Raw genomic sequence first — 15,753 nt, forward strand, 5'->3', positions numbered from 1 at the left:
TATCTCATTTCCAGAAGGGGCCCGGCCGGGCGCCTCCATGAGACGGAGCATTCCGCGTGCTGCCAGGAACCGAGCGGTCAGTCTTGGAGGCCTTCCGCCGGGGTGACACCGCCGTGCTCACCCAGGTCTACCGCACCTATTCACCCGAAGTGCTGCGCTACCTGTCCCGGCGCTTCTCCGTCCACTCGGAGACCGGCACCCGCTCCATCGCGCTCACGCCGCTGGACCTGGACGCCGCCCATCAAGAGACCTTCGTTCGGGCCTTCCGCCCCCACATGCGCCAGGCCTACGACGGCGTGCGCCCCTACCTGGGCTTCCTCCTCACCGTCGCGCGCTCCACCGCCATCGACTTGATGCGCGCCTCCGGCCGCGTGGCCCGGGAGGCCATCCCCCTGGATGACGCTCCGGAGCTCACCCATGCGCCCACCGAGAGCAAGAGCCCGGAAGAAGAGGCCCTGGGCGCAGAGGTCCGCTCCATCGTGCGCCACTTCCTGGAGGCCCTGCCCGCCGAAGGGCGCGCCCTGGCCCAGCTGCGCTTCATGGACGGCCTGTCCCAGGAGTCCGCCGCCGACCAGCTGAAGCTCACCCGCGGCGAGGTGCGGGTGCGCGAACGCCGCTTGCGGTTGCAGTTCACCGAACACCTGAAGGACTCGGGCTGGCTGGACAGCGACACCGTCCCGGGGGGCCTGCAATTGGGCGCCCTGCTCGCCACCCTGGCCCTGCTGTGCGCCATCCCATTCGGGAGCCTCCCATGAAGTGGTACGAGCGACATGTGGACGCGGGACTGACGCGCTGGTCCCTGGGGGAGCTGTCCGCCCCCGAATCCTCGCGGCTCCTACGTCACGCCCACGCCTGCGCCCGCTGCGGCGCCCGCTACGACAAGTGGGCCCGCGCCCACCGCGTCCTCGAGTCCGGCCAGACGGACGCCCCCACCTCCACGGAGCTGGAGACCCTCACCGCCGCGGGACTCGAAGCCGCCCTCAACGCCGCCTCGCCCCCGGACGCCGCCCCCGCGCGGTGGCCCACCCTCGCGGTGCTCGGCGCCACGCTGGCGGCCCTGTTCCTCGCGGTGATGGTGACCCCCTCGTCCTTCGGCCCCACCGCCTCCATCGAGCCCACCGAACCCGAGTTCAGCGTCCGGGGGGCCGTGCATGACCCGGCTCCACCCTCTGCGCCAGTGGCCCAGGCCGTCCTGCGCGTCTTCTGCGCGAAGCCCGGCCAGTCGCTGCACGAGCTGCGCGCTGGGGCCGCGTGCACCCCGGGCGCCACGCTGGCCTTCGCGGCGGGGGCCCGTCCGCCCTACACCCACGTCGCGGTGCGCGTGCGCGCCGGCGGCCACGAAGAGGTCAACGGCCCCTTCCCGCTCAGCGGCAAGGCCGGCGAGGAGCGCCCCCTGGAGCTGACGGTCGCGCTGCCCGCGGGCTCCGATATGGCGGAGGTCACCGCCACGTTCTCAGAGCACCCGGACGCAACCCTGTCAGCCCTGCGCAGCGGGACGACAGCGGGGGTGGTGGTGCTCAGGCAGGAGGTCCGGGTAAAGGATTCTCCATGAAAAAGCTGGAAGTCCTCCTGGGGGCAACGCTGCTGATGGCGGCGCCGGAGGCATTCGCGGACACCGTGCGGCGCGCGCTCGTCATCGCCCACAACGGCAGTGACGACCCGGCGCTCGCGCCACTGCGCTACGCGGATGACGACGGCGTGCTGTGGGCGGAGACGCTCAAGCGGCTGGGCGTGGAGACCACGCTGCTCGTCGACCCGGACGAGCCCACGCGCAAGGGCGGCAGCCTGGTGCTGAAGTCCGCGCAGGCCCCCACGCGCGCCGCGGTGGAGCAGGCCGTGAAGCGGCTGCAGGCGGCGACGCTCGCGGACCGCGCGGCGGGACGCCAGACGGACGTGATCATCGTCTACGTGGGCCACGGCAACACGGACGACGCGGGCCGCGCCTACTTCACGCTCGCCGATGCGCGCCTGGACCGGAGCAGCCTCTATTCGGAGGTCGTGGATCCGCTGGGCGCGGACTACGTGCACGTCATCGCGGATGCGTGCCGCGCCTCCGGCGTGGTGGGCAGCCGAGGCGGGACGCCGGACGCGGCGGTGCTGGCGGAGCTGCGCGGAGTGCTCGCGCGCGAGCAACTGGCGTCGCGTCCCCACGTGGGCGCCCTCTTCGCGGAGAGCGAGGACGGCGAGACGCACGAGTGGTCCCGCATCCGCGCGGGCGTCTTCAGCCACGTGGCCCGCTCCGGCCTCCTGGGCGGCGCGGACATCAACGGCGACGGACAGGTGGAGTACAGCGAGCTGGCCGCGTTCGTGGCCGCCTCGCTGCATGGCGTGAAGGGCATGCCCGCGCGCCTGTCCGTCAACGCCTTCGCGCCCACCGCGGAGCCCCGCCGCCCGCTGGTGGGCCCCGCTCCCGAAGGGCCCCGCGTCACCTTCCCCGCCGGCTTCGAGTACGCGCGCCTCTCCGTGGAGGACGCGGACGGCCAGCGGCTGGTGGACGTGCGGCGCTCGCCGCAGCAGTGGACGCAAATCCTGCTGCCGCCGCGCGACGTGTACTGGGTGCGCGCGCCGAACGCGGAGGCGCGCGTCACGCTGGCGCAGCTGTCCTCGGGCACGCCCGAATTGCGCCCGCGCGAGCTTCAGGAAAGAGGTCCCGCGGAGGAGGCGCTCCGCCGGGGCCTGTTCGCCGTTCCGCTGGACCGGTCGTTCTACGACGAGTACGTCGCCGCCGTGGGGCTGGTGCCGGTGGACTTCAGCAACCCCTTCCAGCCATCCGTCATCGGCGGGGCGCGCTCCCCGCTGGCCGTGGCGTCTCCGTCCGACTGGACATCGCGGTTGGAGCTGGGCCTGGGCGCGGGTCGCTCGCCGTTGGGGCTGGCGAAGTTCTCCGCCGGGCCCAGCCTGTCGTGGCGCACGCCGTCCTCCATGGACCTGCTCTACTACGGCGTGCGCGGGGCGTATGGCGTGACGCCGCTCGCGGCCCAGGACGGCATCCGGCTGCACCGCTTCACGGTGGAGGGGCTGGTGGGGTTGGAGCGTCCCGCGAACACGCCGCTGTTCGCGGAGGTGGGGCTGGGCTGGGGGCTGCTGGGCCTCACGGCGCCGGGCTTCCGCCAGGCGGACCCCGCGATGCTCACCGGCCACGTGGCCGCGGGCGTGACGGGGCGGTTCGCGGGAATGCCGCTGCGACTTTCAGCCCAGGTGGGCGTGGATCGCGTCACCGCCAATGGCAAGACCGTCATGGACGGGCAGTACGGCCTGGAAATCTCACTGAGGCGCTAGCGGACGCGGGCCGTCGGGCCCGGCCGTGTCCGTGCGTGGGTGCGCAGCCGTCGCGCCCACCGCGCCAACCTCGAGCCCTGACGGTCCTTCCGTGTCCCGTTCATTCTTCGTGCACACCGCGCTGTCGAGCGCCGCCGTGGCCACCGTGCTGCTGGCTGGCTGCGACCCCATCTGCACGAATGGGGTTTCCAAACCCGGGCAGGGCCAGGTGACCCGGAGCGCCTCCGGCACCTGCGTGCAGCTCGTGGTGACCCGCCCCGACGCCGGCGAGGATGGCGGCGGGCTCCCCGACGCGGGCACGGATGGTGGGGTGTGCGGCGCCGGGCCGGGCTGGACGACGCAGGTGGTGGACGAGGGTATCGACGCGCTCACCGCCACGTTCGTCTTCGACGCGCGGGGCGTGGGCCACTACGCCTATTCGAAGAACTCCAATCTCCATGTCGGCACCACCCGGCCGGGCGACGCGCCGACGCGGGTGTGGGACGTGTGGACCGCCTATGACGTGACCATGGACGTGGCCGCGGATGGCACGCACCACGTGCTGTTCCAGCAGGGCAACAATGTCGTCTACGCAAGCGATGCGAACGGCACCTGGAAGAGCCGGGTGCTGGCCGAGGGCTGGACGGGCGCCATCGCGCTGGATGCCCAGGGTGTGCCGCACGTGCTCTTCCGCCGCCCCGCCCCTCAAGTGGGCTACCTGTACGGCACCCGCTCCGCCAAGGGAGAATGGAGCCTGTCGCCCATCGAGGCGCTCGGAAACTCCGACGGAATCGAGCGGATGGCCGTGGATGCGAACGGCCATGTCCACCTCGTGTTCGTGCGTTGGTACGGAACCCAGAGCCAGGTCGTGTACGCGAGCAACGTGTCGGGGACGTGGACCGCCGAGCCGCTGGAGTGGAGGCTTCTCCTCAACTCGCCGCGCTTCCGCATCGCGCTGGAGGTGGACCCGACGGGGCAGCCCTCCCTGTTGGCCTCCGACAGTCTGGGGGCCTCGCTGTGGGTGAAGGAGGCCACCGGCTGGAAGTCGTATGGGCTGGGAGCCTTCCAGAGCCGGGGCCCCGCATTGACCCGGAGCGCCTTCCTCCCGGACATCCGCTACGCGCTGCTGGACGACGCGGACATGAAAGCGAGCACCAGCCAGCTGGTCGTGCAGACGCTGAACGGCACGTCCACCGTCGACACGACACCGCCGCTCGGCCTGGAGTCACTGGACGGCGGGACTGCGTTTCCCGGCCCCTCCTCGGTCCACGTGGACGACCAGGACCAGGTGCAGGTGGGATTCTCCTACGTGCACTACTACTACCCGCCGGACGGCGGCGCGGTGCAGACGACGCGCGGCCTGCGCTACGCGCGCTACTGCCCGTGAGCTCCGCGCGGGAAGCGCGCGGTTGCGGGGCACGGAAGCGGGCGCCTACAGTCGCCGCGCCTTGAGCGAGTCCGCCCCCTCCCTGAGTCCCCCGCCCGCCGCGTCCACCTCCCACCGGGCCCTCGTCGTGGCGCGAGCGCTGGCGGTGCTCGGCGGGCTGGGCTGGTTCCTGTGGCTGGGCGGCGGGCCGGTGCTGCCGCCCACGCGCATCGACTGGATGATGCGCGAGGACTGGGCCGCGCACATCTTCGGCTGGCTCTTCTTCCGCAACGCGGACTGGACGCTGCCCCTGGGCGCGGCGCCCAACCACTTCTACCCGTACGGCTCGTCGGTGGCGCTCACGGACGGCAACCCGTGGCTGGCGCTGCTCTTCAAGCCCCTGTCGCCGCTGTTGCCCGTGGACTTCCAATACACCGGGCCGTGGCTGGCCCTGTGCTACGCGCTGATGGGGTACTTCGGCGCGCGGCTGGTGGAGACGGTGTCTCCGCGTCCGGTGCCCATGGTGCTGGGCGGCACGCTGCTGGCGCTGTCACCGGTGATGGCGGCGCGCTTCGGCCACCCCACGCTGTGCGCGCACTGGCTGCTGCTGGCCCTGCTGTGGCTCAACCTGCGGGACATCCCGGACGCGCGCACCGCGACGCGGAGCCTGGGCCTCGCGGCCCTCTTCAACGCCATCGCGTCAGGCACCCACCCGTACTGGGTGGGCATGCTGATGCCGCTGACGCTGTCGCTCGGGGTGCGGCTCGCCTGGAGCCGGAAACTCGGCCCCGCGCGCGTCGCGGCCCTGTGCGCGGGCATCGCGGCGCTGGACGTGGGGCTGTTCGCCCTCTTCGGCTACTTCGGCGGCGGCGGGCTGGGCGCGGAGGGCTTCGGGGAGTTCTCCGCGGACCTGGCCACGCTGGTGAACCCCATGGGTTGGGGCCGCTTGCTGCCGGACCTGCCCGCCGCGCCCCGGCAGGGCGAGGGCTTCGGCTACCTGGGCGCGGGGGCGCTGCTGCTCGGCGTCGTGGCTTTCGTGAGCCTGTTCGCGCGCAGGCGGGAGGCGCGCACGCTGGACTGGCGCCGGGTGCTGCCCGCGGCGGTGGTGGTGCTGCTCATGGCCGTCTACGCGCTGTCGTCGCGCGTGACGTGGCTGGGCCAGCCGGTGGCGGACCTGGGCTCGCTGTACGCGCCGCTGGTGAAGGCGACGAACGCGTTCCGCGCCTCCGGTCGCTTTGTCTGGCCGCTGCACTACCTGCTCGTCGTCGGCGCGGTGCTGCTGGTGGCGCGCCTGTGGCGTGGCGTGCCCGCCGTGGCCGTGGGCGCGCTGGCGGTGGCGCTGGCGCTCCAGGCGTACGACGTGCGCGAGGACAAGAGCGCCCTCTTCAAGCCCGTGCGCTTCCATCGCCTGAAGTCCGCGGAGTGGGACGCGCTGAAGGGCCCCTACCAACACCTGGCCCTCTTCCCGCCGCAGGTGCAGTGGGTGTGCCGCTATGACGAACCGCTGGTGAACGCGCTGGCGTATCAGGCGTACCGGCTGAAGCTGACGTTCAACAGCGGCTACGCGTCGCGCACGCCGGAGGCACTGGCGGCGGAGTGCCGCGCGCAGCTGCCTACGGGTGGCCTGGACGCGAGCACCGCGTACGTCGTCCTGCCGCCGCACGTGCAGCCCTTCCTCGACGCGGGCGCCAACTGTGGCCTCGTGGAGGACCTGCCGGTGTGCGTGGTGGGGAGCAACACGGATGCGTTCGCGCAGGGGCTCGCGCGTCAGCCCCGCCGTTGACGCAAGGTGACACTGAAAATCCTTTCAGTCCTCTTCTGATCCGCTGTTACCTTGTAGGTAGCCCGGGTTCTTCCGGGCGAACTGCGAGGGGAGCGACGATGCCTGCGATGACGAAGCACGCTGCGGGGACGGTGTCCTGGGTGGACCTGGCGGCCTGGGACCTGGAGAAGGCCCAAGACTTCTATGGAGCGCTGTTCGGCTGGACGTTCGACCCCACGTCCAAGGAGAACGGCTACTACACGATGGCCCGCAAGAACGGCCAGCACGTGGCGGCGATGATGCCGCGCCCCAGTGACGCGCCGTTCCCGCCGGCATGGAACACCTACTTCGCCGTGGAGAGCGTGGGCCGCTCCGTCGCCCGCCTGAAGGAGCTGGGCGGCAAGGTGATGATGGAGCCCATGGACGTCATGCAGGCGGGGCGCATGGCCTTCTGTGCGGACAACACCGGCGCGGCCTTCGGCTTCTGGCAGCCGAACCTGTTCAATGGCGCGGGCCTGGTGAACGAGCCCGGCGCCATGACCTGGCACGAGGCCAACACGCGCGATGGCGCGAAGGCCGTGGCCTTCTACAAGGACCTCTTCGGCATGACGGCGGACAAGATGCCAGAGGAGCGGATGCAGTACTGGGTCCTGAAGAAGGACGGCAGGGAGACGGCCGGCGTGATGCAGCTCGACGACAAGACGCCCGCCGAGGTGCCGCCCCACTGGAGGGTCACCTTCTCCGTGGCCAACACCGACGAGGCCGCGGCCACCGTCACCGCCAAGGGCGGCAAGGTCATCATGCCGCCGTTCGACTCACCCTACGGCCGCATCGCCGTCGTCACCGACCCCGGCGGCGCGGCCTTCGGCGTCATCACCCTGGCGCAGCCGGCTTAGTCAGCGTCCCGAGCCTCAGGGCGTGAGGGCCGCCATCGCGGCGGCCATCACCTGCTTCACCGGCACGCCCGCGGCCCGGGCCAGCCGGACGCAGTCGTCGAACTCCGGGTGCGCGTTGAGCACCCGGCCGTCCCGCAGGCCGCGCTTCACGCGGACCTTGCCCCAGGGCGTGTCCACCTCCACGAAGTCGCGCTCCAGCGCGTGGCGCTCCACCCGGTGGTAGCGCACGCCCAGCGACGTGGACTCACGCAACAGCACGTCCACCACCGCCTCGCGCAGGCCGCCCTCCACCAGCGCGCCCAACAGGTGCGCCGGCCGGCCCTTCTTCATCACCACCGGGGCCACCCACGCGTCCTTCGCGCCCACCTCCAGCAGCCGCTCCACCAGGTGCGCCAGGAGCTGCGGCGTGGCGTCATCCAGGTTCGCCTCCACCACCCACAGCCCTTCGGTGGCCTGCGTCTCCACGCGGCCCAGCGACGCGCGCAGCACGTTGGGCCGGTCGCGGAAGTCCTTCGTCCCCACGCCGTAGCCCACCTTCTCCACGATGAAGTCCGGCGGGTGGCCAATCTTCGTCAGCACCTTGAGCAGCGCGGCGCCCGTGGGCGTCGTCAGCTCGCCCACGCCCTCGAAGCGCACGGGTACGTCGCGCAGCAACTCCAGCGTCGCGGGCACGGGGATGGGCATCTGGCCGTGCGCCACCCGGATGGTGCCGCTGCCCAGCGGCGGCGGCGCGGCGTGCACCTCCGGGTCGCCCAGCAGCTCCAGCACCACGGCGGCGCCGCAGATGTCCACGATGGAGTCCACCGCGCCCACTTCATGGAAGTGGATTTCGTCGATGGACACGCCGTGCACCTTCGCCTCGGCCTCGCCGATGGCGCGGAACACCGCCAGGGCCCGCGCCTTCGCGCGCTCCGGCAGCGTGGGCGCGGCTTCAATCAGCTGGCGGATGTCCGCGTAGGCGCGGTGCGGGTGCGCCTCCTTCGCGTCCAGCACCACGTCCAGGTGCGTGCCGCTGATGGCGTGGCGAACCGCGCGCGACACCGCCAGCTTCCAGCCCGGCACGTTGAGGCCGGACAGCGCCTGCGCAATCGCGTCCGGCGACACGCCCAGGTCGATGCCCGCCGCCAGGAACATGTCCCCGGCGATGCCGCCCACGGGCTCCAGGTAGAGGATGCGCCGCATGGCCTGTCAGCTCCGTCCCTTGGTGCGGGAGATGAGCGCCGCGTAGAAGCCGCCGCCAAACCCGTTGTCGATGTTCATCGTGGCCACGTTGGAGGCGCACGAGTTCACCATCGAGAGCAGCGCGGAGATGCCCCCGAGGTTCGCGCCGTAGCCCACCGACGTGGGCACCGCCACCACCGGGATGCCCACGAGTCCACCCAGCGCGCTCGCCAGCGCCCCCTCCATGCCCGCCACCGCCACGGCGACGTGGCACTCTTGAATCTCCTCACGCCGGCGCAGGAGCCGGTGGATGCCCGCCACGCCCACGTCGTAGACGCGCCGCACGTCCGCGCCCATGGCCTCCGCCGTGAGCGCGGCCTCCTCCGCCACGGGGATGTCGCTGGTGCCGCCCGTCACGATGGCGACGCGGCCCGCCTTCACCTTGCGCTGGGGCAGGTGGAAGATGCGCGCCACCGGGTGGTACTGGCCCTTGGGGAAGCGGGCCACCAGGGCCTCCGCCTTGTCCGGCTGCAGCCGCGTCACCAGCACCGTCTGCTTGCGCTCCACCAGCGCGCCGACGATGCCCAGCAGCTGCTCCACCGTCTTGGGCTCGCCCAGCACCACCTCCGGGAAGCCGAACCGCAGGTTGCGGTGCGTGTCCACCGTCGCGTAGCCCAGCTCCGCGTATGGCAGGTCCTTCAGCTTGCCCACCGCGTCGTCCAGGGTGACCTTGCCCGTCTTCACCTGGCCCAGCAGGGCCCTGAGCGCCTTCTCGTCCATGGGCGAGCGGTCTACCCCAGCCGCCCCCGCGCCTCCAGGCGGACCTAGAGGCCCAGCCGGGACAGCAGCGCCTGGGCGCTCCCGCGCTCCAGCACCAGCAGCATCTGTCCGCCCAGCGGCGTGGGCCCCGAAGCCGAGAAGCGCGCCGCCAGCACCACGCCCGGCCCCGGCTCCACGTCGCCCAGCACGCCCGCCAGCACCGGCCGCACCGGCCCGCGCTGGAGCTGGGGCACGGAGGGCAGCAGCCGCCAGCCCGTCAACCGCCCGATGGCGGACAGGCACGCGCTAGCGAGGATGTTCGCCGCCTCGGCAAGGGCGCTCTCGCGCTCCTCGGGGGACGCGGGGTGGCCTCGCACCAGCGCGGTCTCCAACGCCTCCGCGTCCACGGACGGCAGCGCCAGCACCAGCGCGCCGCGCAGCTCTCCCGTCATGCCCAGGCGCACGGCGACGGCGGGGGCGTCGTCCGCGAAGAGCGCGGGGCCCTGGGTGGCGTCCGTGACGCGCACCTCGGGGATGGACAGGTCCACGCGGCCACCCACCAGCCGGGCCAGGGCGTTGGCGCCGTGTCCACAGCCGATGTTGGCCACCTCGCGCAGGGCGTCGAGCTGCGCGTCACTGGGCAGGGGGGGGCTCACGCGGTCAGTAACCTCGGGACGTCCAGGATGAACACGGGACGACCGCTGCCCAGGATGGTCACGCCGGACAGTCCCGGCAGCAAGTCCAGGGGACGGGACAAGGGTTTGAGCACGACTTCCTCCTGCCCCAGGAGGCGATCCACCGCCAGCGCCACCTTGCCGGTGCCAGCGTCGCCCTCCATCACCACGAAGGGCCGGTAGCCGGGCATGGGGGACGCAGGCACGCCCAGGAGCGACTCCAGCGCGTGCACCGGCAGCAGACCATTGCCGTGCGGCAGGAGCGCCGTCTCTCGGCTCTTGCTCAGGGACTGGGGATCCGCCTCCGTGGCGCCCACCACCTTGGCGATGGGCAGGCCGAACACCTCCTCGCCCACTTCGACGAGGAGCAGGTGCACCACGGCGACGGTGAGCGGCAGGCGCAGCGTGAAGGTCGTGCCCCGGCCGCGCTCGCTGTCGATTTCGAGCGTGCCGCCCACGCTCTCCACCACGCGCTTCACCGCGTCCATGCCCACGCCGCGGCCGGAGATGTCGGTGATGTCCTTGGCGGTGGAGACACCCGGCAGGCACGACAGGAGGAACGCGTCGCGGTCCGCCATGCGATGGGCGGCGTCCTCGGTGATGAGCCCGCGCTTGAGCGCGGAGGCCTTGAGCTTCGCGGGGTCCATGCCCCGGCCGTCGTCCTCGATGTCGATGATGACGCGGTCGCGCGCACGGCGCACGGTGACGGTGACGCGGCCCCGCGCGGACTTCTTCGCGGCCGCCCGCTCCTCCGGGGACTCCAGGCCGTGGTCGATGCAGTTGCGCAAGAGGTGCAGCAGCGGGTCGGCCAGCTCGTCGAGGATGGCGCGGTCGAGCTCGATTTCGGCGCCGGTGATGACCAGCTCCACCTCGCGCTCCTTGCGGCGGGCCAGGTCGCGCGCGGCGCGGGGCAGCCGGTCGGTGATGAGCGACAGCGGCGTCATGCGCGCGCTCATGACCTTGTCGTGCAGGTCCTTCACCAGCGTGTGCAGCCGGTAGACGCCCTCCTCCAGCGCGGGGCGCGTGTTCTCCGGCAGCACCTTGCCCACTTCGCGCAGGCGCGCGGTGGCGAGCATCAGCTCACCCACCGTGTCGAGGAAGTAGTCGAGCAGCTCCGTGCGCACGCGCACCGTGCGGGAGCCCGCGTCGGCGGTGGCGCGCGCCGGGTCCGACGCGGGCGCGGCCACGGGGAGCACGGGCGGCTCCGGGACGGCCGGGGCGACGGAGACGACCTCCACCTCCGCCACGTTGCGCAGGGCCGCCTGGATGCCGGCGTCGCCCACGCCGGTCTCCACGTCCACCTGGATGTAGCCGTCCGGGATGCGGCCGGCCTTGAGCTCCTCCAGAGGGGGGCGCAGGTCCACCAGCGTGCCCAGGGAGGACAGCCGCTTGTGCACGAGGAACGCGCGCACGCCGGGCACCTGACAGGTGGGGGAGATGCGCAGGCGCACCGACCAGCGGGGCGCGCCGGCCTTGCCGTCCACGCCGCTGGCGGCGGCCTTGAGCCCCGAGGCCAGCGCCACCACGGAGGTGGAAAGGTCGTTCTCCGGCAACACCGCCAGGGACCGCGCGGCCGGGACACCGTAGAGGGCCTCCGGACCGCTCAGGTCGCGAGGCGGCATGAGCGTGGCCGGCGGCATCACCGCCAGGGCGGAGGGCGGCGCCGCGCTGGAAACGCCCGGACTGGCTGTCCCAGAGGCCGCGTCACCGCCGGACGTTCCCGAACCGGAGGTTCCCGGAGTCGAAGGCCCGGCCCCGCTCGACGCGGAGGTTCCCGAGCCCGAAGCCTCGGCGCCAGAGGCTCCCGAGGCACCGGCCGCGCTGCCCGGCGTCCCCGAACCCGACGCGGGCCCGGCGGAGCCACCCGGCGTCCCCGAACCCGAGGCACCCGAAGGGCCCTCGCCCCCTCCCGAGCCCTCCCCGTCATCTCCTCCGGACGGGGTCGCGGGCTTGAGGGCGGTGACCTGGGCCACGCGGGTCGCGGCGGGGGCGTGGCCGGTGAGCGACTGCACGCGGGTGCTCAACTGATTGAGCAAGCCCTCGGCCTGCTCCGGTTCGCGGTTGGACGAGACGGCGCGCACCTGGGCCGTCAGCGTGTCCGTGGCGCTCAGCAGCAGGTCCACCAGGTCCCGGTCCAGGAGCTTGCGGTCCTGCCGCACCGCGTCCACCAGGTCCTCCACCCGGTGCGCCAGCATCGCGATGGGCTCGAAGCCCATGGACGACGCCATGCCCTTCACCGAGTGGGCGTGCCGGAACATCGAGTCCACGGTGCTGGCGGTGGCCTCGCGTTCCAGCTCCACGAGGTCCCGTCCGAGCGCCTCCAGGTGCTCGGTGGCCTCCGAGATGAAGAGGCCCAGATACCGGGACATGTCCATCGTCATGACCCGGCACCTCCTTCACAGGCGGAAGGGGCCGCGACCCGGGCGGGAGCGGTCCCTTGCGCGCCGATTCAGGCCTCGCCCAGCACCTTCTTCACGACCGCCAGCACGTCCTCCGCCCGGAACGGCTTGACGATGAAGTCCGAGGCACCCGCCTCGATGGCCTCCATCACCAGGCTCTCCTGTCCGAGCGCCGAGCACATGATGACGACCGCGCTGCTGTCGGCCTTGATGATTTCCCGCGTGGCTTCAATGCCGCTCTTGAAGGGCATCACGATGTCCATCGTCGTGAGGTCCGGCTTCAACTCCTTGAACTTCTCCACGGCCTCCAGGCCGTTGGCCGCCTCACCGACGACCTCGAACCCTCCAGACGCAAAGATGTCCTTGATCATGTTGCGCATGAAGATGGCGTCGTCGACGACCAGCACCCGCTTAGCCATGTGAAGAACTCCGCCTCCGTTTCAGGCCTAGAGGGAGCGCACCCTATCACCGGCCGTTTCCGGGGGGCTACTCACTTGGAGGGAGTGAACAAGGCAACGACCGCCGCATCAAGTCCTTCCGGATCCAGCACGGTCACTCCCAGACCGCCCAGGCGGGCAACGCCGCGAACCGCGGGCATGGCCTTGCCCGGCGCGGCGCTGACGCGCTCCACCGCTTCGATGCCGTCCACATCCGTCACAAGGAGGCCCAAATCCCTGCGACCCCGGTCCAGTAGCACGACACGGCACAGGGGCGTGGGACCTTCTGGCAGGTGGAGCAGCTGGCGGAGCTCCACCACCGTCACCACCCGGCCGCGCAGGTTCATCACCCCGGTGATGGCGGCCGGGGCCCGCGGTACACGGGTGTAGCGCTCCGGGGGGACCACGACCTCCCGGACGGCCGACAAGGGCAACCCGTAGCGTTCCTTCTCGACCCGGAAGATGACGTGCCGCACGGTGAAGGCCCTTGTGCCGCAAGGCGGCGACAGGCGGGGGACGGGGCGCTCAGGGCCCCAGGCGGAAGCTGCGCACCACGCTCTGCAGCTCCACGGAGAGGTTGGTCAGCTCGCTCGCCAGCGACGTCATCCGCGACACCGCGGCCGTCTGCTCCTGGATGACGGCCTGGATGGCCTCCGTGGAGCTGGCGTTGTTCTTCGCCACGAGCTTGATCTCCTCGATGGCCTTCACCATCTCCTCGCTGCCCTTCATCTGGTCGCGGGTGCTGTCGGAGATGAGCGTCACCTTCTCCGCGCCCTTGCGGGCGGTGTCGGTGATGGCCCCCATGGAGCGCATGATGTCGGTGAGGTCCTCACGGCCCTCGGCCAGCTCCGCGATGCCTTCCTTCATGGCGCTGACGACGGAGGTGGACTGGCCGGAGATGTCGCGCGCCAGGCGGGAAATCTGCTCCGCGGAGCGGCCGGCGCTCTCCGCCAGCTTGCGCACTTCATCCGCCACCACCGCGAAGCCGCGGCCGTACTCGCCCGCGCGCGCCGCTTCGATGGTGGCGTTGAGGGCCAGGAGGTTCGTCTGCTGCGCCACCTGGGTGATGGCGTCGACGATCTTCGAAATCTCCTGCGTCTTCTCGCCGAAGGCGAACACCTGCTGGCTGGCGGACTCGATGCGGTTGAAGACCTTCTTCACCTTGTCGCCCGCGAGCCGCGCCGCCTTGGAGCCGTCCTCCGCGCTGCTGCTGGTCTCCGCGGACGTGCGGGCCGCGTCCAGGGCGCTGGCCGCCGTGCGCTGGATGCTGCCGGCCATCTCCGTGATGACCTTGGAGGCCTGCGACACCAGCTGCGACTGGGTCTCCGCGCCGCTGGCGATCTTCTCCATCGACGAGCCCACTTCCTCCGTGGACCCGTTGACGTTCTCCGCGCTGCGCTGAAGGTCGATGGCGGTGTCCGCCACGCTCTTGGCGGTGTCTTGAATCTTGCCCACCAGCTCGCGCAGGTTCTCCTGCATGCGGGAGATGGCGCCCGTCAGCTCGTCGATTTCGTCGCGGGTGCTGTGCACCTCCGCGGCCACGGGCTTGGACAAATCACCCTGGGAAATCTCGAAGGCGGAGCGGCTGAGCACCTTCACGCGGGTGACGCGCGCCAGCAGCGACGGCAGGAAGGTGGCGCCGCCAAAGGTGATGAGCACGCCCACGCCCACCCGGATGATGAAGCTCCAGCGGCCCCAGGACGCGTCGAAGAGGCTCTCCGTGCAGAGCAGCCACGTGCCCAGCAGCAGGCCCAGCAGGATGTAGCCGGTGGTGATCTTCCGGTGCAGGGACTGCTCGCGAACCGCCTTGGGGCCATCGACGGCGCGCAGCAGTCGCTGCACCGGCTCGCGTCGGGGGGTGAGGCCAGAGGAGGGGTCGTCGCGAAGGGGGCGGCGCACGGGGTGCTTTCAGCGGGAGGGGCGGAAAACAGCCCAGGGGTTTAGCCTTGCTGTCTGGTACGGGTCAATCATCCGGCCGGATCTGCCTGCTTGACCGGGCGAAGTGATCGAATCCCGTCGGAGGGGTCAGAAGATGCCCCCCCGCGTCTCGAATTCGCAACGTCTGCTCCTGGGTGAGCACTCCCATGCGCGTCACCTTTTGCCCGGCGCGGGCGCACGCACGCTCGAACGCCTGCATGCGCGAAGGTGGGACGGCGAGTAGCAGTTCGTAGTCCTCCCCTCCCCGCAAGGCACCCTCCGGCCCCAGCGCCGCGCGCACGGCGGGCGACAGGGGCAGCCGGTCCAGCTCCAGTTCCACGCCCACCCGGGACGCGGCGCACAGGTGGCCCAGGTCCTGCGCCAGTCCATCCGACACGTCCATCCCGGCGGAGGCGAAGCGCGCGGCCAGCTTCCCCAGGGCGATGCGGGGCTCGGGGCGGCGCTGGCGCCTCACGGCCGCGCCCCGCCGGACGCCGGCCTGGAGGTGCTGGAGTCCCAGGCGCGCGTCGCCCAGCGTGCCGGAGACATAGAGGAGGTCGCCGGGCCGGGCGCCCGAGCGGGTGATGGGCGCGTGGGACAGCTCCCCGGTGACGGTGAGGGTGACGGACACCTCGCGCGCGGAGGTGAAGTTGCCGCCCACGAGCATGATGCGGTGGGCCTTCGCGAGCGCGGCCATGCCCCGGCCCATGGCGGACAGCTCACGGGCGGGGAAGTCCCGGGGCAGCGCGAGCGCGCAGACGAACCAGCGCGGCGTGGCGCCCATGGCGGCTAGGTCCGACAGGTTCACCGCGAGCGCCTTGTGGCCGATGTCCGCGGCGGAGAACGTCGCGCGGGTGAAGTGCACGTCCTCCACCACGGCGTCGGTGGTGACGCACAGCGCACCCTTGGACGGGGCGAGCACGGCGCAGTCGTCCCCCGGGCCCACCGGCACCCGCGCGCGCGGGAAGCAGGCGAGGAAGCGTTGGATGAGGTCGAACTCGCCGGGCATGGCGGCACTGAAGACCACGCTCGCGCCGGGGGACGCAATGACGACCCGCGAACGGGCGAGCGGGATGGAGGCACGTGGCGTTGACGGTGTCGGACCTCCCAGGCATAGGACAGGG

At 71.8% G+C, this 15,753-nt stretch carries 14 protein-coding genes; 6 read left to right on the forward strand and 8 right to left on the reverse strand.

What is annotated here, in order from left to right; translation table 11 throughout:
* The first annotated feature begins 56 nt into the window (after positions 1–56).
* The 6 genes from GTZ93_RS21580 to GTZ93_RS21605 all read left to right on the forward strand — a co-directional run bounded on the left by GTZ93_RS21580 (position 57) and on the right by GTZ93_RS21605 (position 7,282).
* Positions 57–755 (forward strand): RNA polymerase sigma factor, encoded by a 699-nt coding sequence (locus GTZ93_RS21580; RefSeq protein ID WP_139919764.1) that lies wholly within the window; start codon positions 57–59, stop codon positions 753–755.
* Complete coding sequence (locus tag GTZ93_RS21585) at positions 752–1,552, forward strand: hypothetical protein (protein ID WP_120578204.1); 801 nt, start codon at positions 752–754, stop codon at positions 1,550–1,552. The genes GTZ93_RS21580 and GTZ93_RS21585 overlap by 4 nt, the downstream gene beginning before the upstream one ends.
* The gene (locus tag GTZ93_RS21590; RefSeq protein ID WP_161662959.1) at positions 1,549–3,279 is read left to right on the forward strand and encodes a caspase family protein; all 1,731 of its coding nucleotides are present in this window, start codon (positions 1,549–1,551) and stop codon (positions 3,277–3,279) included. The genes GTZ93_RS21585 and GTZ93_RS21590 overlap by 4 nt, the downstream gene beginning before the upstream one ends.
* 91 nt (positions 3,280–3,370) lie before the next feature.
* Complete coding sequence (locus tag GTZ93_RS21595) at positions 3,371–4,645, forward strand: hypothetical protein (protein WP_139924214.1); 1,275 nt, start codon at positions 3,371–3,373, stop codon at positions 4,643–4,645.
* Positions 4,646–4,706: 61 nt separating this feature from the next.
* On the forward strand, positions 4,707–6,407 hold the full coding sequence (locus GTZ93_RS21600; protein ID WP_261778718.1) for a DUF6311 domain-containing protein: 1,701 nt from the start codon (positions 4,707–4,709) through the stop codon (positions 6,405–6,407).
* A 107-nt stretch (positions 6,408–6,514) separates the two neighbouring features.
* A complete protein-coding gene (locus GTZ93_RS21605; protein WP_257979509.1) occupies positions 6,515–7,282 on the forward strand; it encodes a VOC family protein in 768 nt (255 codons plus the stop codon).
* Positions 7,283–7,297: 15 nt separating this feature from the next.
* Here the strand turns inward: GTZ93_RS21605 and larC are convergent, their stop codons facing one another.
* The 8 genes from larC to thiL form a co-directional block, all read right to left on the reverse strand.
* Positions 7,298–8,464: a nickel pincer cofactor biosynthesis protein LarC gene (gene larC / locus GTZ93_RS21610; protein WP_139923210.1), complete on the reverse strand. Its 1,167-nt coding sequence runs from the start codon at positions 8,462–8,464 to the stop codon at positions 7,298–7,300.
* Between the two features lie 6 nt (positions 8,465–8,470).
* Entirely contained in the window at positions 8,471–9,223 is a 753-nt protein-coding gene (larB, locus tag GTZ93_RS21615; protein WP_139923213.1) for a nickel pincer cofactor biosynthesis protein LarB, read from the reverse strand.
* 44 nt (positions 9,224–9,267) lie between these two features.
* Positions 9,268–9,858 carry a chemotaxis protein CheC gene (locus GTZ93_RS21620; RefSeq protein WP_120599424.1) on the reverse strand — a complete coding sequence of 197 codons (591 nt, stop codon included), beginning with the start codon at positions 9,856–9,858 and terminating at the stop codon, positions 9,268–9,270.
* Positions 9,855–12,257 (reverse strand): chemotaxis protein CheA, encoded by a 2,403-nt coding sequence (locus GTZ93_RS42170; protein ID WP_167548265.1) that lies wholly within the window; start codon positions 12,255–12,257, stop codon positions 9,855–9,857. The genes GTZ93_RS21620 and GTZ93_RS42170 overlap by 4 nt, the downstream gene beginning before the upstream one ends.
* A gap of 68 nt (positions 12,258–12,325) precedes the next feature.
* Complete coding sequence (locus GTZ93_RS21635; protein ID WP_014400067.1) at positions 12,326–12,694, reverse strand: response regulator; 369 nt, start codon at positions 12,692–12,694, stop codon at positions 12,326–12,328.
* 71 nt (positions 12,695–12,765) lie between these two features.
* Complete coding sequence (locus GTZ93_RS21640) at positions 12,766–13,188, reverse strand: chemotaxis protein CheW (protein WP_120578197.1); 423 nt, start codon at positions 13,186–13,188, stop codon at positions 12,766–12,768.
* Positions 13,189–13,237: 49 nt separating this feature from the next.
* Positions 13,238–14,611 (reverse strand): methyl-accepting chemotaxis protein, encoded by a 1,374-nt coding sequence (locus GTZ93_RS21645; RefSeq protein WP_161662960.1) that lies wholly within the window; start codon positions 14,609–14,611, stop codon positions 13,238–13,240.
* Between the two features lie 64 nt (positions 14,612–14,675).
* Positions 14,676–15,638, reverse strand: a complete 963-nt coding sequence (thiL, locus tag GTZ93_RS21650; RefSeq protein ID WP_139922446.1) for a thiamine-phosphate kinase — start codon at positions 15,636–15,638, stop codon at positions 14,676–14,678.
* Positions 15,639–15,753 lie beyond the last annotated feature (115 nt).

The sequence above is a fragment of the Corallococcus exiguus genome (assembly GCF_009909105.1).
Lineage (GTDB): Bacteria > Myxococcota > Myxococcia > Myxococcales > Myxococcaceae > Corallococcus > Corallococcus exiguus.